Origin of the sequence: Paenibacillus anseongensis, from assembly GCF_009757995.1 — a bacterium.
GTDB lineage: Bacteria > Bacillota > Bacilli > Paenibacillales > NBRC-103111 > Paenibacillus_E > Paenibacillus_E chondroitinus.
The window spans coordinates 120,303-141,255 of sequence record NZ_WSEM01000020.1; the positions used below are offsets into that span (position 1 = coordinate 120,303).

At 45.8% G+C, this 20,953-nt stretch carries 23 protein-coding genes; 15 read left to right on the forward strand and 8 right to left on the reverse strand.

Translation table 11 applies throughout. The features are described from left to right. The first annotated feature begins 229 nt into the window (after nucleotides 1-229). From GON05_RS24270 to GON05_RS24295, 6 genes are all read left to right on the forward strand, one after another. Nucleotides 230-1,330, forward strand: a complete 1,101-nt coding sequence (locus GON05_RS24270; RefSeq protein WP_157323251.1) for an amidohydrolase/deacetylase family metallohydrolase — start codon at nucleotides 230-232, stop codon at nucleotides 1,328-1,330. Continuing rightward, nucleotides 1,308-2,411, forward strand: a complete 1,104-nt coding sequence (locus tag GON05_RS24275) for a DgaE family pyridoxal phosphate-dependent ammonia lyase (RefSeq protein WP_157322672.1) — start codon at nucleotides 1,308-1,310, stop codon at nucleotides 2,409-2,411. Before GON05_RS24270 ends, GON05_RS24275 begins: the two co-directional genes overlap by 23 nt. Nucleotide 2,412: 1 nt before the next feature. Beyond that, nucleotides 2,413-3,168 carry a 2-dehydro-3-deoxy-phosphogluconate aldolase gene (dagF, locus tag GON05_RS24280; RefSeq protein ID WP_157322674.1) on the forward strand — a complete coding sequence of 252 codons (756 nt, stop codon included), beginning with the start codon at nucleotides 2,413-2,415 and terminating at the stop codon, nucleotides 3,166-3,168. After that, the gene (locus GON05_RS24285) at nucleotides 3,161-4,177 is read left to right on the forward strand and encodes a sugar kinase (RefSeq protein WP_157322676.1); all 1,017 of its coding nucleotides are present in this window, start codon (nucleotides 3,161-3,163) and stop codon (nucleotides 4,175-4,177) included. The genes dagF and GON05_RS24285 overlap by 8 nt, the downstream gene beginning before the upstream one ends. An 11-nt stretch (nucleotides 4,178-4,188) precedes the next feature. Continuing rightward, entirely contained in the window at nucleotides 4,189-4,902 is a 714-nt protein-coding gene (locus GON05_RS24290; RefSeq protein WP_181646689.1) for a GntR family transcriptional regulator, read from the forward strand. Nucleotides 4,903-4,982: 80 nt separating this feature from the next. Further along, nucleotides 4,983-6,308, forward strand: a complete 1,326-nt coding sequence (locus tag GON05_RS24295; protein ID WP_157322680.1) for a GntP family permease — start codon at nucleotides 4,983-4,985, stop codon at nucleotides 6,306-6,308. Nucleotides 6,309-6,440: 132 nt separating this feature from the next. Here the strand turns inward: GON05_RS24295 and GON05_RS24300 are convergent, their stop codons facing one another. Further along, entirely contained in the window at nucleotides 6,441-6,638 is a 198-nt protein-coding gene (locus GON05_RS24300) for a cold shock domain-containing protein (RefSeq protein ID WP_028556542.1), read from the reverse strand. 127 nt (nucleotides 6,639-6,765) lie between these two features. After that, nucleotides 6,766-7,482 (reverse strand): class I SAM-dependent methyltransferase, encoded by a 717-nt coding sequence (locus GON05_RS24305; RefSeq protein WP_309492766.1) that lies wholly within the window; start codon nucleotides 7,480-7,482, stop codon nucleotides 6,766-6,768. A gap of 254 nt (nucleotides 7,483-7,736) precedes the next feature. On the opposite strand from GON05_RS24305, the gene GON05_RS24310 reads away from it, so the two are divergent. The 5 genes from GON05_RS24310 (at nucleotide 7,737) to GON05_RS24330 (ending at nucleotide 11,722) form a co-directional block, all read left to right on the forward strand. Further along, nucleotides 7,737-7,928 carry a low molecular weight phosphatase family protein gene (locus GON05_RS24310; RefSeq protein WP_157323252.1) on the forward strand — a complete coding sequence of 64 codons (192 nt, stop codon included), beginning with the start codon at nucleotides 7,737-7,739 and terminating at the stop codon, nucleotides 7,926-7,928. 274 nt (nucleotides 7,929-8,202) lie between these two features. After that, nucleotides 8,203-9,039 (forward strand): TerC family protein, encoded by an 837-nt coding sequence (locus tag GON05_RS24315; RefSeq protein WP_181646690.1) that lies wholly within the window; start codon nucleotides 8,203-8,205, stop codon nucleotides 9,037-9,039. An 88-nt stretch (nucleotides 9,040-9,127) separates the two neighbouring features. After that, the gene (locus GON05_RS24320; protein ID WP_127454635.1) at nucleotides 9,128-9,310 is read left to right on the forward strand and encodes a hypothetical protein; all 183 of its coding nucleotides are present in this window, start codon (nucleotides 9,128-9,130) and stop codon (nucleotides 9,308-9,310) included. Nucleotides 9,311-9,558: 248 nt separating this feature from the next. Further along, nucleotides 9,559-11,349 (forward strand): oligoendopeptidase F, encoded by a 1,791-nt coding sequence (gene pepF, locus GON05_RS24325; RefSeq protein ID WP_246239407.1) that lies wholly within the window; start codon nucleotides 9,559-9,561, stop codon nucleotides 11,347-11,349. 64 nt (nucleotides 11,350-11,413) lie between these two features. After that, a complete protein-coding gene (locus tag GON05_RS24330; RefSeq protein WP_157322685.1) occupies nucleotides 11,414-11,722 on the forward strand; it encodes a LapA family protein in 309 nt (102 codons plus the stop codon). A 60-nt stretch (nucleotides 11,723-11,782) separates the two neighbouring features. Here GON05_RS24330 and GON05_RS24335 read toward each other — a convergent pair whose 3' ends face one another. Next, on the reverse strand, nucleotides 11,783-12,601 hold the full coding sequence (locus tag GON05_RS24335) for a DUF92 domain-containing protein (protein ID WP_157322687.1): 819 nt from the start codon (nucleotides 12,599-12,601) through the stop codon (nucleotides 11,783-11,785). 175 nt (nucleotides 12,602-12,776) lie between these two features. On the opposite strand from GON05_RS24335, the gene GON05_RS24340 reads away from it, so the two are divergent. Further along, complete coding sequence (locus GON05_RS24340; RefSeq protein WP_157322688.1) at nucleotides 12,777-13,967, forward strand: HD domain-containing phosphohydrolase; 1,191 nt, start codon at nucleotides 12,777-12,779, stop codon at nucleotides 13,965-13,967. 52 nt (nucleotides 13,968-14,019) lie between these two features. Here GON05_RS24340 and GON05_RS24345 read toward each other — a convergent pair whose 3' ends face one another. Both GON05_RS24345 and GON05_RS24350 read right to left on the reverse strand, forming a co-directional pair. Beyond that, on the reverse strand, nucleotides 14,020-14,643 hold the full coding sequence (locus GON05_RS24345) for a fumarylacetoacetate hydrolase family protein (RefSeq protein WP_157322690.1): 624 nt from the start codon (nucleotides 14,641-14,643) through the stop codon (nucleotides 14,020-14,022). A gap of 17 nt (nucleotides 14,644-14,660) precedes the next feature. Then, nucleotides 14,661-15,908: a CapA family protein gene (locus GON05_RS24350; protein WP_246239408.1), complete on the reverse strand. Its 1,248-nt coding sequence runs from the start codon at nucleotides 15,906-15,908 to the stop codon at nucleotides 14,661-14,663. Between the two features lie 152 nt (nucleotides 15,909-16,060). Between GON05_RS24350 and GON05_RS24355 the strand changes: the two genes are divergently transcribed. After that, nucleotides 16,061-16,834: a metallophosphoesterase family protein gene (locus tag GON05_RS24355; RefSeq protein ID WP_157322692.1), complete on the forward strand. Its 774-nt coding sequence runs from the start codon at nucleotides 16,061-16,063 to the stop codon at nucleotides 16,832-16,834. An 82-nt stretch (nucleotides 16,835-16,916) separates the two neighbouring features. After that, complete coding sequence (locus tag GON05_RS24360; protein WP_157322694.1) at nucleotides 16,917-17,135, forward strand: hypothetical protein; 219 nt, start codon at nucleotides 16,917-16,919, stop codon at nucleotides 17,133-17,135. Between the two features lie 81 nt (nucleotides 17,136-17,216). On the opposite strand, the gene GON05_RS24365 is transcribed toward GON05_RS24360, so the two are convergent. Then, nucleotides 17,217-17,852 carry an O-methyltransferase gene (locus GON05_RS24365; protein ID WP_157322696.1) on the reverse strand — a complete coding sequence of 212 codons (636 nt, stop codon included), beginning with the start codon at nucleotides 17,850-17,852 and terminating at the stop codon, nucleotides 17,217-17,219. A gap of 115 nt (nucleotides 17,853-17,967) precedes the next feature. Between GON05_RS24365 and GON05_RS24370 the strand changes: the two genes are divergently transcribed. Beyond that, complete coding sequence (locus GON05_RS24370) at nucleotides 17,968-19,107, forward strand: THUMP domain-containing class I SAM-dependent RNA methyltransferase (protein ID WP_127454649.1); 1,140 nt, start codon at nucleotides 17,968-17,970, stop codon at nucleotides 19,105-19,107. A gap of 79 nt (nucleotides 19,108-19,186) precedes the next feature. Here the strand turns inward: GON05_RS24370 and GON05_RS24375 are convergent, their stop codons facing one another. Further along, on the reverse strand, nucleotides 19,187-19,528 hold the full coding sequence (locus tag GON05_RS24375) for a hypothetical protein (protein WP_181646691.1): 342 nt from the start codon (nucleotides 19,526-19,528) through the stop codon (nucleotides 19,187-19,189). Nucleotides 19,529-20,054: 526 nt separating this feature from the next. Continuing rightward, complete coding sequence (locus GON05_RS24380) at nucleotides 20,055-20,831, reverse strand: metallophosphoesterase (protein WP_246239409.1); 777 nt, start codon at nucleotides 20,829-20,831, stop codon at nucleotides 20,055-20,057. Between the last annotated feature and the right edge of the window lie 122 nt (nucleotides 20,832-20,953).

Here is a 20,953-nt window from a genome sequence, read left to right on the forward strand (position 1 = left end):
CATTCGCGGACAGCTTCTTTTTCTTATATGCGAGCACGCCAACATGCCAAAATTACCATCACAAACATTATAACGTTATATTTACTTAAATAAATCGATGTGCTATTCTAACATTATAACGTTATATTCAATTATACAATTTAGAACCTTCTCCTACATATTAGGAGAGCTTAGAAGGAAGACTTAGTGAAAGCGTTCATAATTCGATTTATGGAAAAAGGTGATAGGCATGCAGGAGCGGTTCGTCCTACACAATGTTAAGCAAGTAAACGGAGAATTTCTGGATATTGTCATTGAAGGCGGAAAAATTGCGGAGTTAACGAGTCCCGGCCAAGGACAAGGAAAACAGATCGTTGACTATTCAGGTGCCTATGTTTCAAGCGGCTGGATTGATATGCACGTTCATGCCTTCCCTGCCTTTGATCCCTATGGCGATGAAATCGATGAAATCGGCGTCAAACAAGGTGTTACAACAATTGTTGATGCCGGAAGCTGTGGAGCTGACCGTATCGCCGAACTAGCAGCAAGCAGACAAAATGCTTTAACGAACTTGTTTGCTTTTTTGAACATTTCGCATATCGGTTTACAAAGGATTGACGAATTATCCGATATGTCATGGATTAACCAAGAGAAGGTTGTTGATGCAGTCAGGAACTATGAAGACTTCATCGTCGGTTTGAAAGCAAGAATTAGCAAAAGTGTTGTTCGCGATTCCGGCATTGAGCCCTTGCGTGCTGCACGTGCGCTTTCAGCAGCGACCGGTCTTTCTTTAATGGTTCATATCGGTTCTGGACCGCCGAGCATTGAAGAAGTTGTTTCGCTTTTGGAAAAGAAAGATATCATTACCCATTATTTGAATGGGAAGGCTAATAATCTTTTTGATGACAGCGGCAAACCTCTGCAAGTCCTTACGAAAGCAATTGAAAGAGGCGTTCATCTGGACGTCGGCCACGGTACAGCCAGCTTTTCATTCAAAGTCGCCGAAGCCGCGAAAAAGCATCACATCGGTTTGGACACGATCTCAACGGATATTTATCGTGGGAATCGTTTGAAAGGGCCTGTTTTTAGTATGTCCAATGTGCTGACGAAATTTCTGTATCTGGGCTATACGCTTGAGGAAGTCATTGCTGCGGTGACTACGCATGCTGCAAATTGGCTGAACAAACCGGAGCTTGGCCGCATTCAAGTTGGAGATACAGCAAATCTCACTCTGTTTACCGTTCAGAATGAAAAGGTTCAACTCACGGACTCTGAAGGAGACACACGTACGGCGGAACAAACAATTCAATCTAAAGGAGTAGTTGTAAATGGCGCTCTCATTAAATGCTAAATACGGTCTTAAACGTGTCATCAATGCCAGTGGACGTATGAGTATTCTCGGGGTATCCGCTCCGACCGACACCGTTATGGAAGCCATGAAACATGGTGGTCAAAATTACGTTGAAATTGCAGATCTTGTAGATAAAGCCGGCGACTACATCGCCAAAATTCTTGGTTCCGAAGCTGCCGTTGTCGTTAACTCGGCATCCAGCGGCATCGCGCTTTCTGTGGCAGCCGTAGTAACCCAAGGGAATCGTCGAGCAAGCGAGCGGCTGCATCAGGACCCTATTGCCAAACGTGATATCATCATTCTCAAAGGTCACAACGTACAATACGGCGCTCCTGTTGAAACCATGGTTTACCTTGGTGGCGGCAGACTCGTCGAAGTAGGCTATGCCAATGAAGGGAAAGCCGAGCATATTGAAGACGCGATAAACGAAAATACGGCCGCTATTCTTTATGTGAAATCTCATCATGCCGTCCAAAAAAACATGATTTCCGTTGAAGAAGTATGGGATATTGCGCAGCGAAATAACGTACCGCTCATCGTAGATGCGGCTGCGGAAGAAGATATTCAAAAGTATGTGAAATACTCCGATTTAGCCATTTACAGCGGGTCCAAAGCCATTGAAGGCCCTACATCAGGTATTGTCGGCGGCAAACGCACCTATATTGAGTGGCTTAAAGTTCAACTGCACGGCATTGGCCGAAGCATGAAAGTCGGCAAGGAAACTTCCTTCGGCTTGCTTCAAGCACTTGATGAGTATGGCGTTAAAGCAGACAAAAGCGAGCAAGAAAAAGCAGCTTTGCAAGTACTAATGCCGCTTAGCGAATTAAAAGGCATTAAAGTGACGATTGTTCAAGACGAAGCAGGCCGCGCTATTTTCCGCGGACGCATTCAAATTGATCCTGAGCAAGCCGGAACGACAGCGAAAGAAGTCGTAAATGGGCTTCGCGAAGGTGAAATCGCCATCTATACACGCGATTATGGCGTGAGACAAGGCTATTTTGATATCGATCCACGTCCGCTTCAAGGCGATGACATTGAGGTTATCGCTGCTCAAATACGCAAATTAGCAGGAGGTCAATAATATGTCCAACATGGCAAAAAGATTGTATAAAGGCCGCGCAGCGCTAAACGTGCTCGCTAACTCCGTTGAAAACGCAAAAGAAGTTTTCGAAGCAGCCGAAGGTTACGTGCTTGTCGGCGTTCTTTCGAAAGACTACCCAACCGTTGAGACAGCCGTTGCCGCAATGAAAGAATACGGCAAAGCGATTGACGAAGCCGTATCTATCGGTCTTGGCGCTGGCGACAATCGTCAAGCCGCTGTCGTTGCTGCGATTGCTAAGCATTATCCGGGCACTCACATCAACCAGGTGTTCCCTGCAGTCGGTGCAACACGCGCCAATCTTGGCGAGCAAGACAGCTGGATCAACAGCTTGGTCTCTCCTACTGGCCGCGTCGGCTATGTTAACATCTCAACAGGTCCTGTAAGCGCGGCTCAACCTGAGCATGCCATCGTACCTGTTAAAACCGCTATCGCGCTTGTTCGCGACATGGGCGGGAATGCCCTCAAGTACTTCCCGATGAACGGCTTGAGCCGTGAAGACGAACTTCGTGCCGTTGCACAAGCTTGCGGCGAAGAAGGTTTTGCTCTTGAGCCAACTGGCGGCATCGACATGGAAAACTTTGAAACAATCCTGCGTATCGCGTTGAAAGCGAAAGTTCCACAAGTTATCCCTCACGTGTACTCATCAATCATTGACAAAGCTACAGGAAAAACAAATACATCCGATGTACGCGAACTGCTCAGCATCATGAAGAAGCTGGTTGATCAACATGGCTAAGCGAATTGCTGCTTTTGGAGAGGTTATGATGCGCCTGCAGGTGCCAGGTTATGAACTCTTGTCTCAAGCCAGCTCGCTTAACTACACGTTCTCTGGTACAGGGGTGAATATCAGCTCCGCGCTTGCTCGCTTCGGGCATTCCGGGTTCCTGATCTCCAGATTGCCGTCCAACCCAGTAGGAGATGCTGCAGAAGCTTACTTACGTAAACTAGGCATCAACTCCTCGATGATTACTCGCGGCGGCAACTATGTCGGCATGTATTTTTTAGAAAATGGTTTCGGTGCGCGGCCCAGCCGCGTCACGTATTCCAACCGGCAGGAAAGCAGTTTCAACACGGCTCCAGAAAACACTTATAATTTTGCTGAAATTGCTAAAAATATCGATATGATCCATTTCTGCGGGATTACTCTCGCCATGAATGACAATGTGCGCCAGCATATGAAGGCCTTGGCCAAACAAGTCAAAGCTAACGGGGGCACGGTTGTTTTCGATTGCAATTATCGTCCGGCCCATTGGGGCGAAGGCGGTTACGCGAAAGCAAAACCTCATTACGAGGACATGCTGCAACTTGCTGACATTGTCATGATGAATGAGAAAGATGCCATTTATATCCTGGGCATGCATACCGATCAAACCGAACGTCAAGATCAACTGATGGACCTGATTCCAGCCGTTGCAGACAAATATCAGATCGCTGTCATTGCAGGAACGCATCGTCATATCAACAGTGACAACACCCATTCACTACGTGGATTTATTTATAAAAATCAGGCATTCACCTTTTCTAATCTCCTCACATTTTCTATCTATGATAGAATTGGTGCTGGAGATGCCTACACAAGCGGTATCGTACATGGGGAAATCCAAGGATTTTCACCTGACAAGACAGTCGGCTTTGCAGCTGCCGCCGGCATGCTCGCGCATACCATTGTTGGCGATACGCCTATGTCATCGGAAAGCGATATCCTGCGTGCGATGACGGAAGTTGTGGGCGATGTAGAAAGGTAGTGAACGTTTAGGTGAACTTATCCCGTAATAAACGCCCTTTATATTTACAAATCATGAATATCCTAAAGGATCGCATCTTGCATGGTGTGTATCCTTTGGGTACTAATATTCCATCTGAACCTCAGTTGGAGCAGGAATTCAATGTTAGCAAGATCACCGTTCGAAATGCCATCAAAGAGCTGGCACAAGAGGGATATTTGGAAAAAGGCAGCGGCAAAGGAACCAAAGTCATTCGAAATGCTTCCCTGTCCAAGCTGTCCAAATGGAAACGGTTCACAGAAGTGCTGGTTGAAGAAGGCCACCAAATTCACAAGCAATTGTTGCGCGCTGAAATTGTTTCGAATACACCTGGAACATTGCCTTATCAGCTGTTTGGAGAGCGGTGTTTCTATATCGAACGCCTATATCACTTAGATGACAGACCCTATATTCACTATTCCCACTATCTCTCCCTGCAAATGTCCACGATCGAACTCACGGACTTGAACGAGCAATCCTTGTACGAGCTTCTTGAAGATCACGGCATTGCCTTAGAGAAATATCGGGATGAATTTGCTGCTGTCACCGCTTCTTCCCATGTGGAGGACATGCTGCAGGTGAAACCAGGCACGCCCTTACTGAACAGATTACGATATTCCTATGATGAACAAGGTACTCTGATCGAATTCAGCGCAGGGCATTACAGCACCGAAATGCACAATTATGTAGTTAATTACGATACTTAGGAATACTGGCATCAGCTTGATTCCTTTTCTCGTCGACACCTTGATAACGCTTACTAACTTCTTGAGAAGAGGGATTCCACATGAATATGTATCTACTGATCGTTACCCTGCTTGCTATTGTCATTGTTATTCTCGGCGTAGCCTGGTGGAAATGGCATGCCTTTATTTCTTTAACCGTTGCGAGCTTGTTCCTGGCGCTTATGGCGGGTCTTTCTATGGATAAAATCGTTGGCGCATATGAAACCGGCGTCGGCGCTGTTCTAGGGCATCTAGTTGGCATTTTGGCATTAGGTACAATTTTGGGTAAAATGATGTCTGATTCCGGGGCAGGCACCCAAGTCGCCAATTTCTTTATCCGCGTGTTTGGCGAAAAACGTTTGCCATGGGCCATGCTGCTGTCCGGTTTTATTATCGGGATCCCTGTATTTTTTGACGTCGGGATCGTTATGCTCCTGCCGCTTGTGATCTCCATTCACAAATCGACGAAGCAAAATATTTTACTCATCGGATTACCGGTTATCGCTGGTTTGTCTATTGTTCATGGTCTGGTGCCGCCTCACCCTGGTGCTATGACAGCGATTGGCATTTACAAAGCGGATATTGGCAAAGTGCTGATCTACTCCCTGATTATTGCGATTCCGGCTGCGATCATTGCAGGCCCTCTGTTTGCCAAATGGGTAAATAAACGTGTTGTTCCTCAGAATGAACCTGAGCTTCTCGATTCAAGCACTGAGCCTGAAAAATTACCAGGCGCCGGCATTTCCTTTTTCATTATTTTACTGCCTGTTTTATTGATGGTTTTGTCTGTCATTGCACCCTACCTGCCTGTCCCAAGCGGATTTATGAAATTCCTTGCTTTTATCGGAAACTCCGTGATCGCGCTGCTCATTTCTTGTTTCGCTGCCTTCTACTTCTTGGGCATTCGCCAAGGTATGAGTAAAAGTTATATCAGCAAGCTGTCGCACGATTGCCTGCTCCCTGTTGCTTCGATTATTTTGATTATCGGTGCCGGCGGTGGATTCAAACAAATCCTTATCGCCAGCGGCGTTGGTACCTCTATTGCGCAAATGGCCGAAAATATTTCTCTGTCTCCTATCGTACTAGCTTTCATGGTAGCCGGATTAATTCGTGTCGCAACCGGCTCAGCGACGGTCGCTTTAACAACAGCCGCGGGTATCGTTTCTCCCATTGTTGAGCATATGTCCGGCGTTAACTTGGAACTGCTTGTTATTGCCACAGGCGCAGGTTCGCTGATGCTTTCCCATGTCAATGATGCAGGCTTCTGGATGGTTAAGGAATACCTTGGATTAACCGTCAAAGAAACGTTCAAAACGTGGACTGTCCTAGAAACACTTCTTTCCTTCATTGCGTTCGGAACCGTGCTGATTATTGATATCTTCGTTTAAATATAAAAGCCTGTGCACTTCCCTGCAGGATGTGTACAGGCCTTACCTACAGCAAAAAAGACAGCCCCACAGGGGACTGTCTCTGTTGTTTGTGCTATGACACTCTATTTATAAGTGGGGACTCCCAATTTCTTATAATTTTGTGACGTTAGCTGCTTGAGGACCACGGTTGCCTTGAGTAATGTCGAACTCAACGGATTGGCCTTCTTCTAATGTTTTGAATCCTTCGCCCTGAATTGCGGAGAAGTGAACGAATACATCGTCGCCTCCATCAACAGAAATGAAACCGTAGCCTTTTTCTGCGTTGAACCATTTAACTGTACCTTTCAAGTGAACAACCTCCTAAAAATATCGCCATCTATGACGAATAAGGAAATTATACCATCAGATCTGGGATAAATCAACGCATAAAAAGCGCTGGACACGCTAAAATTTGTTGATGTACCAACGTTTTCCTCTATGCGAAGCACCTCTTAATTATGCTTAAATATTGATGAGAATTTGGTAAAAAAGGTAGGCTTGCCTCTCTTTTTTCTACCAAATGCCCCTCGTTTGTCAATTCATTTATTAAATCAGGCAGTCTGCCATATTCCTCTGTTCGAAAACTGAGCAATGGATAGATTCTCACTTCACCGCCAGGCTTCGCGACGCGAAGCAGCTCCCGCAACGCTTTCAGATGAAAGGCATAGTCGAACTGCTCCTCATACAGAAACAGAAAGTGGCTGCACAACACAAGATCAAAGGAATCTTGTTCAAAAGGCAGCACCGGAAGACAAGCCACATGATACCTTGCCATGCCACCATGGCTTGAGAAGTCCTCTACGAACCGTTCTAGGCCCTTTATGCGTCCTGCCGTATGATTTTGAAGCGAACCATAAAACGACCAGTCATAGACGTCCTGGAGCTTCTCCATCTTGGCGGCAACAAGCCCGATTTCTTGCCTGCCGTGTTGATCTATCTCCTCCGATGATTTCTCGTACAGAGGATCAACCGCTTCTGCGACAATACCAAGCTGCCTTGCTTCTACCGTGAAGGAAGACGCACCGCCGGCCACATCCAGAACCCGTTTGCCTTGCAATTGTTCCAACTGCAGCATAAACATTTTCTCATACTCTGCGTACGATCTTGAGGTCATTGCGACCCCAACTTGCTCATAAATACGCTTTTGCTCCACGCTCATCTCTCCTCAGCTCATCTTTTCCGGGCAACAACCCGTCTCATAACCCGTTTCCCTCTGGAAAGGATTAGGAGAATATTACCATGGGCAACGGTCTATGGCAATAGGGTTTTCTTTGATGTCCTGTTTGGAAATCAAGCCTATTTATGATACGATTGCATATATCTTTAAGCTTACTACAGAAACGAGGAACAACCGTGTCAAAACAACCTTTCAAGAAACATACGATCTACAAAAAAGATAAATGGAACATGCTGAATGTGGAAGTCCAAGGAACCAAAATTGTGCTGACAGAGATCTCCGACCAGTGGGGTGAAGAGTGTCACACGTTTATCGGGCGGCCAGCGATGCTTCACTGGGCTAATGAACGATTTGCTAAGGATAAGTTCGATGGTACCGAAGAAGAATGGCAAGCGATTATGGACGCATTCAGAGAAGTATAAACTCATTAGACCAAATGCCTTGACTTTCATTCTCTATCTTTTTATAATCAAGTTATAAGTTCATACGTAATACTCCAAAGGGGAGTAGCTGATACAGTAAAGTCGTCAATTCGGATCCTCATCAGATCCCGGCTTTATTGGCAACGACTATCGTTGTTAGCAAGACCTTTGCCAAATTTTTGGTGAAGGTCTTTTTTGATGAATTAGAGCCTTCACCGGTCGTCGGTGCTGGGCTCTATTTTTTTCAAAAAAAATTGCTAAAGGAGTGGTCGTTGTGGAATGGTTATCAGCAGGTTTTTTCGTTTCATTACTCAGTATTATCCTCATTGATTTGGTACTTGCAGGAGATAACGCGATCGTTATCGGTATGGCGGCACGTAATTTGAAAAAGGAAACACAAAAGAAAGTCATCCTTTGGGGAACGGTAGGCGCCATCGTTATTCGGGCACTTGCGACCTTGATCGTCGTCACGCTTTTGAAAATTCCCGGTCTTCTCTTAGCGGGCGGCATATTGCTCCTCTGGATCTCGTATAAGCTGCTCAGCGAAAAGAAAAATCACGAACAAGTTCAAGCGAAGAGCAGCATGTGGGCTGCCATTCGCACGATTATTATTGCCGACGCCGTGATGGGTCTGGATAACGTTATTGCTGTCGCTGGCGCCGCTCATGGAAATTTCCTGCTCGTCATCATCGGTTTGCTGGTCAGTGTTCCTATCGTGGTCTGGGGCAGCACCTTGTTCATCAAATGGATTGAAACTTATCCATGGATCATGTACATCGGCGCAGGCGTGCTCGCATTAACGGCAGGTAAAATGATTACCGGCGAGAAGTTCCTCTCCCCTTATTTCGCTTCAAATCCGCTCGGCAAATGGCTGCTTATCGGACTGCTCATCATCATCGTGCTTGCCGCAGGCAAATGGTCCAAAATGGTCGGCTACCTCGTGGAAGTCGGAGACCGCGGACAGTTAAAACTGCCTAAAGAATTAAGCGATGAAGCTCAAATTGCTCCGGAAGATCGTTTTACAGTGAAGATGGATTCCCGAGGCAAGTTAATTCTGGTGAAGACAGAAGAGGATGAAAATCCCGATGAAACGATGCAGCATGCCGGCTGAAAAAGGAGTTTGCCTACAAGCAGCGAAAGTTACTATCATGCAGTAATTAGCAAGTGTCATATTCTATAGGGATAAGGATGATTCACCAATGACCGAATCCGGTTCTATACTCACATTTATTCTTGTATCCTTCTGCCTAGCCATCATTTTGATTATGAAAAAAGACAGCCTTCCTGCCCAAATGAAACGATATCTCGCATTATTGGCAATCGTCATGGTCTCGTTTTCGTTTGTACTCATCTTGATCAGCTTCTTTGGCGCCGGAAAGTAAATTTACTTCCTTCCAGCTTTTTCTTATAATCATAATTGAGTGGGTTAACGGTCATACTAGGTGAAAACCATGAAGTGGGTTTAAATCAAGAATCCCCCACATGGGTATAAGCCGGGAGCGTGACCGTAATGCGCTGGATCTATGTAACTGCAGCAATGGGACTTCTCCTTAGCTCTGTCCCAGCAGCTGATTTGCATGCGAAGGAAAACCGTTTACCCCAAACTCAAAACAAGGACAGGAGGGCTCCCATGGCTCAACTATTGGAACGCAAACAAGTACCTGCCGAGCACCGTTGGAATCTGGAAGATTTATTTGCCGATACGAAGGCTTGGGAAAAAGAATTTCAGGATGTTAAAGGCTCGATCAGCAAAATCAGCGCCTTCCAAGGAAAACTTAACGACGCCGCTGCCGTCAAGCAATGTTTCCAGTTGGAAGATGAGGTCTCTCTGAAGACTGAAAGACTTTATGTGTATGCCAACATGAAACATCATGAAGATACAGCAGAGCCTACTTTCCAGGCCTTATCCGATAAATCGAAAAAAATCAGTGTCGAAGTGGGCGAAGCTCTTTCCTTCATTTCGCCGGAAATTTTAAGTTTATCCGATGAAAAACTGCAGCAATTGGTCAATGATCCTTCTTTATCTTTTTATAAAGACACGCTCGAAGAAATGATTCGCCAGAAGCCGCACACGCTTTCCAAAGAACAAGAAGCGCTTTTGGCTCAAGCAGGCAATATGGCGGGTGCGCCTAGCACGATCTTCGGCATGCTGAACAACGCCGATTTGAAGTTCCCTAAAGTGAAGAACGAAAAAGGCGAGGAAGTTGAGCTCACCCACGGAAGCTACATTCAATTCCTGGAGAACCGTGATCCGGAAGTTCGAAAAAATGCCTTCCATGCCGTTTACGAAACTTACCGCAACAACAAGAACACAATTGGCGCTACGCTCAGCGCGAATATTAATAAAAACATTTTTTATGCCAAAGCGCGTCACTATCCTTCCGTTCTGGAATCGACCCTTTTCGGCGATAACATTAAGAAGGAAGTCTACACGAACTTAATTTCCACCATTCACGACTCTCTGCCTGAGCTGCAGCGTTATTTGAAGCTTCGTAAAAAGCTGCTGAAAGTCGATGAATTACATATGTATGACCTCTTTGCTCCACTGGTTGAAGAGTTCAAAATGGATATCACCTACCAGCAAGCCAAAGAAGAAATCAAGAAAAGCCTCGCACCGCTTGGCGAAAATTACTTGAAAATTCTTCAAGACGGCTTCGACAACCACTGGATCGACGTTTATGAGAACAAGAATAAGCGTAACGGCGCGTACAGCTGGGGTGCCTATGGCACACATCCTTATGTGCTGCTCAACCATAAAGACAATTTAAACAGCATGTTCACGCTGACACACGAAATGGGTCATGCCATCCATTCCTATTTGTCCGATGAAAATCAAGAATACCGCTATGCTCAGTATACGATTTTCCTTGCAGAGGTCGCTTCTACCTTGAACGAGGCGCTCCTCATGGACTATTTATTGAAACGCGTGACGGATCCAAAAGAGAAGCTCTATCTGCTGACTTATTATGCGGATCAATTCCGTACTACGGTATTCCGTCAAACGATGTTTGCCGAGTTCGAAATGATTACCCATGAGAAATCGGAGCAAGGCGAGTCGCTTACGCCTCAAGAGTTCAGCGAAATCTACTACGGCTTGAATAAGCTGTACCATGGCAATGACATGGTTGTGGATCAAGATATTGAGATGGAGTGGGCGCGTATTCCTCACTTCTATAACAGCTTTTATGTCTACAAATACGCAACTGGCTTCTCTGCAGCAACCAGCTTTGCTAAGCAAATCTTGGATGAAGGCCAGCCAGCCGTTGACCGTTACTTGGGCTTCCTGAAAAGCGGCGGCAGCGACTACTCGCTGAACATCCTGAAAAAAGCCGGCGTTGACATGTCGACACCGGAGCCGATCAAGCAAGCCATGAGCGTCTTCAGCTCTTTGCTCGATCAGATGGAAGAGCTTACGAAGTAAGTGAACGAGTGAGGTTGGAGGCCCGAGCCTCCAACCTCTTCTCCATGGAAAGGATGAATGTTGGATGAAGATGCAATGGATTCTGATCTGCGCATTATTATTCGCCCTCCTCACTGCCGTTTTTGCGGTTGTGAATGTCGAACCGGTGCAAGTAAATTTCATATTTGCCCAAACATCCACGCCACTCATTCTCGTTATTTTAACCTCCACTTTATTGGGCGGTCTAATTGTCGGCCTCTTCGGAATGGTTCGTCAGTACAAGCTGAATCGTAAAGTCAAGCACTTGGAAAAGCAGCTGCAAGACGCCGTCTTGCCTCCAGCCGCGCAGCCTGTGAGAGAAACAGCTGGTGAGGCTTCGCCTACCGTGCATTAAAGTTAAAAAAGTGCAGCAAATCTATTGAATTCGAAAATTCATAAATTTGCTGCACTTTTTTTATAGCTGCGTCGATATAAGTAATAATACGTAGCACACTACGCCTCCAACCAGCGAGGAGAGTGCATTTACCCGATCATTGGTCATGAAGGGGAAACCGCGTATTTGCTTCGCATTTTGACCACAGTGAACTTCTTTCTCAATTGTTTTCCCGCATACCGTACACTGATACATCACCTGCCAAGTTGCCCCTAACCATGAATCAGCTAAGGAACCGAGCAAACCTGAGAGGGCACCGAATAGAATTAATACAGGAATTGCTACTGTTTCGTAGTCCATATCGCCGATGGTGCTGAACCAACCGCTGAGCCATCCAATGAAAGCTCCTCCCACCACAGAAGCCAGCACGCCAATCGTACTAATGCCACCTGATGTTCCAGCTGGAACGCGCTTGCCATTAAGAATCGACCTCGGCTCAGATGAGCTCATTCCGCCAATTTCCGTGGCCCACGTGTCCGCTGTGACGGTTGCCATCACGCCAACGAACAACACCCACCAAACAGGATCAGGCCAAATCGCATTGCCTATACACAGTAATAAACCCAAACCGCCGTTAGCCGCAACTTGTCCGGCATCGCGCCTTCCGCCTTTGGCATAACCGCTTTCCGCAGCGGCTTTGCGCTGATGCTTAAGCTTCGACAACACGCTCGAAGAAATAAAAAAGGCGATCAGTGTCCCAAACCAAGCTAAACTGCCAAATACAAACATCAAGGTTCCAAGAATAACCGCAGAAATCAAACCTGATACAGAGAGGGATCCTCTCCAGTAGGCAGCGCCTGCAATAAGCAAACTGCCGGCTAAACCCCAAATCCATTCCATTTGAACACCTCAATTTCCAACTATTATTGTAGCATAGCACAGTCCTGGGAATCATCCCGAGCGAACCCTGCTATTTTTCGACAAAATCATTCATTTCTCGTAAGATTCTAGCAGGAAGTTAACCTTTTTACGAGAATAATATGGTAAGATAATTTCCGAAAGCTAGGAGGCTGCCATGGATAACGACCAGATCACAACTAGATCCCAGATAAAAAATGACTTGGATCCGCAAGAAATGCTGCGCGTTATTTTTGATTATGCAGCCAAAATTGCCAATGAACGAGTACTCGAGAATGTCCTTATGTTGATGGCGGATATGGGCCGGGAAATGATTGTCTCTGATCGCTGTACGGTTTGGTTGCTGGATAAGAGCAAGAACGAGCTCTGGTCCAAAGTGGCTCATGGACTCGATGAGATTCGTATCCCAAGCACGGCAGGACTTGTCGGTTATGCGGTCACACATGATAAAGCTGTATTTATTGATGACGCCTACACGAATGAACCATATAAAACCTACTTGCTTAATGGCGCACTGCGAACGGATCAGCAAACAGGCTACCGCACGAAAGCCTTGATGGTTATTCCGTTCCGCGACAGTCAGGGCGAAATCATGGGCGCTTACCAGGCCATTAATAAACTAACGGAATGCCAGCAATTTTCAGATAAAGATATGGAATATTTAACACTGGCCTCCTCTTATGCGGGCAAATCTTTAGAATCGGCGCTGTTAACCAATGAGATTGAAGCAACCCAGAAAGAAATTATTTTCCGTATGGGCGAAATTGGCGAGAGCCGGTCCAAAGAAACCGGGAACCACGTCAAGCGTGTAGCCGAGTATTCCTATATCCTTGCACGTGGATTAGGCATGAGTAAGGAAGAATCGGAACTTCTCAAAATTGCTTCACCCATGCATGATATCGGCAAGGTAGCGATTCCCGACAGTGTGCTCAACAAACCGGGCAAATTGACCGATGAAGAGTTCAAATTAATGCAAAATCACACGGTAATCGGGTACAACCTGCTCAAAAATTCCAACCGTCACATTCTCAAAACGGCGGCGGTGGTCGCCTATGAGCATCACGAGAAATGGAATGGTCGCGGATATCCCAGAGGAATCAAAGGTGAAGACATTCACATCTACGGTCGTATTACCGCGATTGCTGACGTTTTCGATGCGCTTGGCAGTGAGCGTGTCTACAAAAAAGCGTGGGAACTAGATCGCATCTTACAGCTTTTCACCGAAGAGCGGGGCGAACATTTTGACCCCCAAGTTGTTGATGTCTTTTTTGAACAATTACCGGCGATCCTTCACGCACGTGAACAATATGCCGATAGTGCGTTGGAGGACTCGGCAGATGGACAATAAAAAGGGCAAATCTCTCGGTCAACGATGACCGTAAGAGACTGCCCTTTTTGTTTTATACGTGAATGGTTACTGCCCCGAATACCTCTTCGCCCCATGTTAATTCCAAGAGATCGCCATTATTTACAGGTCCAACGCCCTCAGGAGTTCCCGTGTAAATGATATCGCCTACGCCCAGCCCGTAATGCTTAGCGATGTAATCGATGATCGTTTGCAAATCAAAAATCATATTGCTGATGTTGCCGTTTTGAACGACTTGTCCATTCTGGCGAAGCTGGAAGTTCTCTTCCGTCAGTTTGGAAGCTCCCGGGAACGGGCGGAATTCCGTCAGTGGCGCTGACTTCAGGAATCCTTTGGCCGGCAGCCAAGGTTGGCCTTTTTTCTTAATAACAGACTGTACGTCTCTTAGCGTAAAATCGATGCCAAGCGCATACTTGTCAACAATTTCATCAACCTGAATGCCTTCATGATAAGGCTTCGCAATATGCAGCACTAATTCAGCTTCAAAGTGAATTTCGCCTTGATCACCTGGAAGCTTCAGCTCCCCGCCACTCATATCCGCCAAGGCATGCGTTGGTTTGGTAAAAATCATCGGCTGATCCGGAACATCATTCCCCAGCTCGGCAGCGTGTGCCCGGTAATTGCGTCCTACACAATAAATATTTCGAATATCTGTCATGTCGTTAACTCCTCACATTATTTCTTGCTAACATTACCTTCGGCATCAACTTTGGACCCAATCGAAATTTGGCTTAATCGCTGGAACAGCTTGGAGCCGTCTTCCGAATTCATAGGTGTAGGAAGTGCGAATTTGCTTAAAATAGGGACAAGATGAATATTGCACGATTTATCTTTCGAGCAGGACGCTTCCAAGATAACCGTTTCCCATGTCTTTGAAACATCGTTTGTTGTAAATATAAAATTGCCTAAGCTATATGCGATCCATTTGCCTTTGTACTGCTCAAAACCTTGTAACACATGTGGATGGCCGCCAACAACCAAATCTGCGCCGGCATCAATATAACGGTGTGCCAAATCCGTCTGATACTTATCTGGATTGTCGCTTCGTTCAACGCCCCAATGTGCAACAACAACGACAAGATCAGCACTCTCTTTCGCTTTTTGAATGGCTTCGACTGGCGGCTTGTAATTGTAAGTTTCCGCTACCCCGATGCGCCCGGGACCTGCTTTCCAAGAGGCCTCCGGAACAACACGGCTAAAGCCGAAGAAGGCGATTTTCATGCCGTTTTTTTCCATTATGACAGGCTGATAGGCTTCATTCAAATCATTGCCCGCTCCCATTCGCTTAATACCCTCTTGATCCAGCGCATTCATCGTATCCTGCAAACCATCAGGGCCATAATCCATGACATGGTTATTTGCTAAATTAACAAGATCAATGCCAGCATCCTTAAGTGGAGGTAAAGCCAAAGGCGATGAGCGGTAAACGTAATCCTTTTTCTGTTCCGTACCTTTAGTTGTTATAGGTGTTTCCAAATTCGCGATGGTGAAATCCGGTTTGGTCAAATAGTCTTTTACATTCGTATAAGGATAATCATAGCCTTTTTGTTTCAAAATATCTTCTACCTTAGAGGCTAGCATCACATCGCCAACAAAAGTGAGATTCACTTGTCCGCTACTGCCTGCCTGCTTGTCCGAAACTTCCGGTGATGACGACGGTACGATTGCGTTTGCTGTAGCTGCAGGACTTGGCTGACTACTTGCGGCATTCGTCGGTTGAGGCGAGTTTACGGACACCGATGGTAAAGATGCCTCTTGTTCTTCGGTAGTTTTGCTATTCGACGTCCAATAGGATGCACCAATTCCAATCGCGAAACAAGCAACGGCAGCCAAAGTGAGTCCTCCGATCATTTTCAGCGGAGTTTTCTTCTGAGGCGCGCGTACTACCTTCACTTTACGGTGACGCTCTACTCTGGATTCCATTCAAAACCTTCCCCTTTCCCCCACAAATTATAGCAGAAGAATCTAGCATTGGGTAATAGTCAAGGACACTCATTTTCAGAATGGAATCCGTATGATATAACAGAAGCAATGAGATTTACACTTGAGACCAGTACGGAAAGGAATTCATCGTTTTGGAAAAAATAGCGATTATTTCAGATATCCATGGAAATTTGCCTGCACTTGAAGCCGTATTTGCTGATATCAAATTGCGAGGCATTGAGCGAATCTATTGCTTAGGCGATCTCGTTGGCAAAGGACCTGATTCGGCAGCCGTTGTTGACACGATACAAAGAACCTGCGAGGTTGTCATACAGGGAAATTGGGACTTAGGCATCAATAGGCCGCAAGACCAACCGGCAGGCATTTGGCAGCAGCAGCAGTTAGGGCCTGAAAGGCTTGCTTATTTGGCAGAGCTGCCATTCTCCGTTGATTTTTACCTTAGCGGCAAACTGTTCCGTTTATTTCATGCTTCCTCACAAAGCGTTTACCATCGTGTTAAGCGTAAATCTTCCAAAAAAGAACGTCTGGCACTGTTTCAAAATACAGAAATGACCGGTGCGGCTCCTAACGGAAAGCTGCCCGATATTGTTGGCTACGGGGATATTCACATCCCTTTTTTGATTACGATGAAAAACCCTTCAGAAAAGAGCGTTGCAACGAGTTCCGACAGCGGTCTAATGCTCTTTAACGTGGGCAGTGTAGGCATTCCCTATGATGGTATTCCACAAGCCTGTTACTGTGTTCTGGAGGGCAATATGAATAGTCAGTTACAAGCAGGATTTTCTCTACAATATGTACGCGTACCGTATGATATCGACTATGCCATCAGCAGAGCTCATGCTGTGCATATGCCAGAAACTGAGCGCTATGCGCTTGAGATTTCAACGGGGCTGGTTCACAAGTAAGGGATTGAACAAAAATTTATTATGGAAATTAATTCCACTACATGCTAATATAGGTTCATCATTGAAAGCGAGGATGCCCTCCATGAAGCTGAACTGGCCCAAAATTGCTTTTATCGTTATATGTGCGGAGATTTTGCTAATTTACTGGAATGGGATGAGCGCTACGCCTTTCAAGAAACAGCAAAATGTACATCCTATATCCACGCTGCAACCCGCTCAACCTGTTTCACAGGTAGAAGAGAAAGCACCTTGGCAAATGAACGAATTTAAATTTTTTCAAGTGCATCAGTTAACTTCTTAAGATAAACCTTCTATGCCAAAGGGAAAAGGGCTACCCGGAATGTCTTTTCAGACCATTCAGGTAGCCCTAACTATGTACGCCTTATTTCACCCGAGCTAGTGCTAGACCGTCATAGGCTGGTAGAATTGTGCTCTCCAAACGCGGGTCCTCAGCAATGAGCTTATTAAAGCTGCGCATCGCTTGCACGGAGGTTTTGGTTTGGCCAGGGTCAACCACTTTGCCCCTCATCAGCGTATTATCGCCTGCAATGATGGCCCCTGGATTCGCTAATTGAATGGCAAGCTCCAAATAGTTTGGATAGTTCACTTTGTCCGCATCGATAAAAAAGAAATCAAAACGCTCCCCTTGCGCAAGCAGCTCGTTGAGATGCGTCAACGCTTCGCCAATACGATACTCGACGAACTGGCCCAGACCTGCGTCGGCCACATTTTGTTTGGCTACATCGGCGAATTCCTGTTTCAACTCAAGCGAGATCAGCTTACCGCCTTCTTGCAGCCCTCTAGCCAGGCAAATCCCGCTATAGCCGCCTAATGCTCCTATTTCCAGTACCTTTTTTGCGCCAATCATCGTCACTAGCATCGTAAGCAGTCTGCCGTAGCCCGGGGCGATTGAGATTTCTGGCATATTATTGGTTCGTATAACTTCCTTCACCCGCTCAAGCACGGGATCATCCGCATATAAACCTTCCATATAGCTTTCAGCTGTTAGGGTTTCCATGTTATTCCTCCTAAGAGTTTGCCGTTTCGTTTGTAAGTATATCTTATTTGTCCTATACTTGTTAATTGTATGAGTTTTATGAACGAAGCACAACCCGGATGGAAGGAATCTAAACATGCCACAATCTATTGAACTAATTGCAACTTGCCCAATGGGACTTGAAGCTATCGTTGCTCGCGAAGTCCGCGACCTCGGTTATACCGAGGTTACCGTTGAGAACGGCCGCGTACGCTTCATGGGAGACGAGCTTGCCATCTGCCGAGCCAATCTATGGTTACGGACAGCAGACCGGATTCTCGTGCTTATGGGCCAGTTTAAAGCTCTGACCTTTGATGAGCTTTTTGAAGGCACTAAAGCACTCGCTTGGCCCGACTGGATTCCGAACGATGCCGAATTCCCTGTGCAAGGGCGTTCCCATAAGTCACAACTTTCCAGCGTCCCCGCCTGCCAAGGCATCGTAAAAAAAGCTGTCGTCGAGAAGCTGAAACTTCAATACGGCACCGAATGGTTCCCCGAGAACGGGGCGCGTTACGTAATTGAAGTGGCGCTTCTGAACGATATCGCGACACTCACGATCGACACCACAGGCCCAAGCTTGCACAAGCGCGGGTATCGCAAGCTCGTGACCGAAGCGCCGCTGAAGGAGACCATGGCCGCGGCCATGATCTTGCTCAGCCGCTGGAGCGTCGATCGGCCGCTCTACGACCCGTTCTGCGGGTCGGGAACCATCCCGATCGAAGCCGCCATGATCGGCTGGAATATCGCGCCAGGCCTGCGGCGCAGCTTCCCCAGCGAGGCGTGGGGCAATGTACCGCGCAAGCTCTGGGACAAAGCGCGCGACGAAGCGTTCGACGCGGTCCGCGATAATGTGCCGCTGCACATCATCGGCAGCGACATTGACCCGTCTGCCATCGCAGTGGCAGAAGCCGCCGCGAAGTCGGCCGGGCTGACGAAACAGTTCCAGCTTCGCGTGGAACCGGTAGCCAAAGCCCGCCCGCGCGGCGACTATGGCTGTTTGATCACCAATCCGCCATATGGAGAGCGGCTTGGTGAAGCCAAAGATGTCGAGGTCGCGCTGCGCGAGCTCGGGGCTCTTACAGCTCCAATGCCTTCGTGGAGCATGTTTATTCTCAGCCCGAGCACACAGCTCGAGCATTATATGAACCGCCGCGCTGATAAGAAGCGCAAGTTGTTTAACGGACGGATTGAGTGCAACCTTTATCAATATCTTGGGCCTTTTCCTCCGCGTAGGTAGGAACCAAATCAAACAGCGGCGCTGTGACTTGGATTTAAAGTCGTAGTCGCCGCTGTTTGATTTGAATTAGCGCTTTCCATTATTTGAGTCTCTCTTCTTTTGGTGTGGAGTCAATGAAAAAATTATCATTTAAAGTTGAGATCACTGCTATAAATAATTTCTGTTGTAATTCTTTTATTTGCGTTGAATCATGTATAAAACTAAATTGCTTATTTACCTCGAAGTAGAAATGAAAAAGTTTATACGAGAGGCTTCGAGAAATAACCTTTTGACCACTCAATAGATCTTTTAATTTCTCTAAGTATACGAACATTTCTAAAAAATCATCAGACAATATTTCTTTTTTCGCTCTTAGTGGAGGAAGAATTTTTATTATTTTTTTCCCTATTAAATCCTCCAAAATCTCTAACTGATCACCCAAATAGTCCCCTCCCATATCGTGAGAATTCCCAACAATATTATATCCATATTTTAACATACGAATAATAACCTGTAATATAGCAAAACAAAATGTACAAGTATCTATGGCCTTTTCCTCCACGGAGGTAGGAACTTAGATAACATTATAAATGGCAGCTGAGGCTTTACATCTCGTCTTAACTGCCATTATTTTTAGATGACTTTTACTGGTCTCGTCAACGCTCGGCACTGTCTAGAGCGGGTCGCCAAGCCAGCGCTTACGCTAACGGACACAGGAGCCTTTATTCGGCCTGAAATCGCCGATTTAGATTTCTAACGGACACCAACGCTGCTATTCGGCTACTTTGGAGGCAATTAGGCCGCGAAATGGGCAAATAAGAGCTCTCGTGTCCGTTAGGCGCGAAACCATATGAATTTCAGCGCAATAACGGCGCTGGTGTCCGTTAGCTCAGCTTACTTCGCAATAGCAATGCACGAAATGAAACAGAGGTAGCTGAGTTCCTTACATCTCAGCTACCTCTGTCTTTTTATAAGTAATGCATGGTCACTTCGCTTCTAACAAACAATCTCGCATTGACACCAGTTTGCCCAATTCCTTTAGATATGTAGTAAGCCCCATATTGCTGTTTATGTAATCCCTTGTAAATCCCCATTCTAGGCAGCTTACCTGCGTTTTTGATATGAAAGAAAAATGGAATATTAAATTGTTTACCGTGAAGATGCCCAGCCATTAAATAATCGAATTCTTTATTCAAGTGTAGCACGATGTTAGGATCGTGGGTAATAATGAGTTTCGTTCTGCGATCATCAACAGCTCGAAAAGCAGCCTTAATGTCACTTTTATCAGAATCGAAATCATCAATGCCAATTAGTTCAAATTGTTCTAAATGCAACGACTCATTCCTTAACAAACGAAGCCCATATTTTCTTAAAAGCTTGACAAGATCTTTGACATTTTTCTGCTGATAATCATGGTTTCCAAGAACACAAAAAATGGGCACGTTACAAATCGCCATTGCTCTTAGGTATTCTTCTAATTTAGGAAGCATTTTTCGATATTTGGTAAAATCACCCGTAATAAATATATAATCCGGTTTTTCATCATGAATAATAGCGGCTATTTTCGCTGGGCGAATTCTTAATCTTTCAACATGCATGTCACTAATTTGCAGAATTCTCACATTTAGATTAAGAGGATATCTTATCCGCTCAATTTTTAGCCATTGTGTCGGCAAGATAAAGATTATGTAGCAAATAAGTAGAACTAAGAATACATAAAGGCCGTTCAATAAAATTCCTTCCAAGCGCATCCTCCTCTCCAAAAATGGGACCTCATACAGTTGGGATAAATAAGGTTTATATACTAAGTTTTATTATAGGGTTAATACATTAATGCCACATGAGTATAAGAGTTCAATTTTGTTGT

Coding starts and splice junctions, on each gene's coding strand:
- GON05_RS24370 (WP_127454649.1), top strand. CDS start 17,968: ATGCCACAATCTATTGAACTAATTGCAACTTGCCCAATGGGACTTGAA.
- GON05_RS24320 (WP_127454635.1), top strand. CDS start 9,128: ATGACCGAATCCGGTTCTATACTCACATTTATTCTTGTATCCTTCTGC.
- GON05_RS24330 (WP_157322685.1), top strand. CDS start 11,414: ATGAAGATGCAATGGATTCTGATCTGCGCATTATTATTCGCCCTCCTC.
- GON05_RS24295 (WP_157322680.1), top strand. CDS start 4,983: ATGAATATGTATCTACTGATCGTTACCCTGCTTGCTATTGTCATTGTT.
- GON05_RS24340 (WP_157322688.1), top strand. CDS start 12,777: ATGGATAACGACCAGATCACAACTAGATCCCAGATAAAAAATGACTTG.
- GON05_RS24335 (WP_157322687.1), bottom strand. CDS start 12,601: ATGGAATGGATTTGGGGTTTAGCCGGCAGTTTGCTTATTGCAGGCGCT.
- GON05_RS24345 (WP_157322690.1), bottom strand. CDS start 14,643: ATGACAGATATTCGAAATATTTATTGTGTAGGACGCAATTACCGGGCA.
- GON05_RS24365 (WP_157322696.1), bottom strand. CDS start 17,852: ATGGAAACCCTAACAGCTGAAAGCTATATGGAAGGTTTATATGCGGAT.
- GON05_RS24270 (WP_157323251.1), top strand. CDS start 230: ATGCAGGAGCGGTTCGTCCTACACAATGTTAAGCAAGTAAACGGAGAA.
- GON05_RS24285 (WP_157322676.1), top strand. CDS start 3,161: ATGGCTAAGCGAATTGCTGCTTTTGGAGAGGTTATGATGCGCCTGCAG.
- GON05_RS24350 (WP_246239408.1), bottom strand. CDS start 15,908: ATGGAATCCAGAGTAGAGCGTCACCGTAAAGTGAAGGTAGTACGCGCG.
- dagF (WP_157322674.1), top strand. CDS start 2,413: ATGTCCAACATGGCAAAAAGATTGTATAAAGGCCGCGCAGCGCTAAAC.
- GON05_RS24310 (WP_157323252.1), top strand. CDS start 7,737: ATGCTGAATGTGGAAGTCCAAGGAACCAAAATTGTGCTGACAGAGATC.
- pepF (WP_246239407.1), top strand. CDS start 9,559: ATGGCTCAACTATTGGAACGCAAACAAGTACCTGCCGAGCACCGTTGG.
- GON05_RS24275 (WP_157322672.1), top strand. CDS start 1,308: ATGGCGCTCTCATTAAATGCTAAATACGGTCTTAAACGTGTCATCAAT.
- GON05_RS24360 (WP_157322694.1), top strand. CDS start 16,917: ATGAAGCTGAACTGGCCCAAAATTGCTTTTATCGTTATATGTGCGGAG.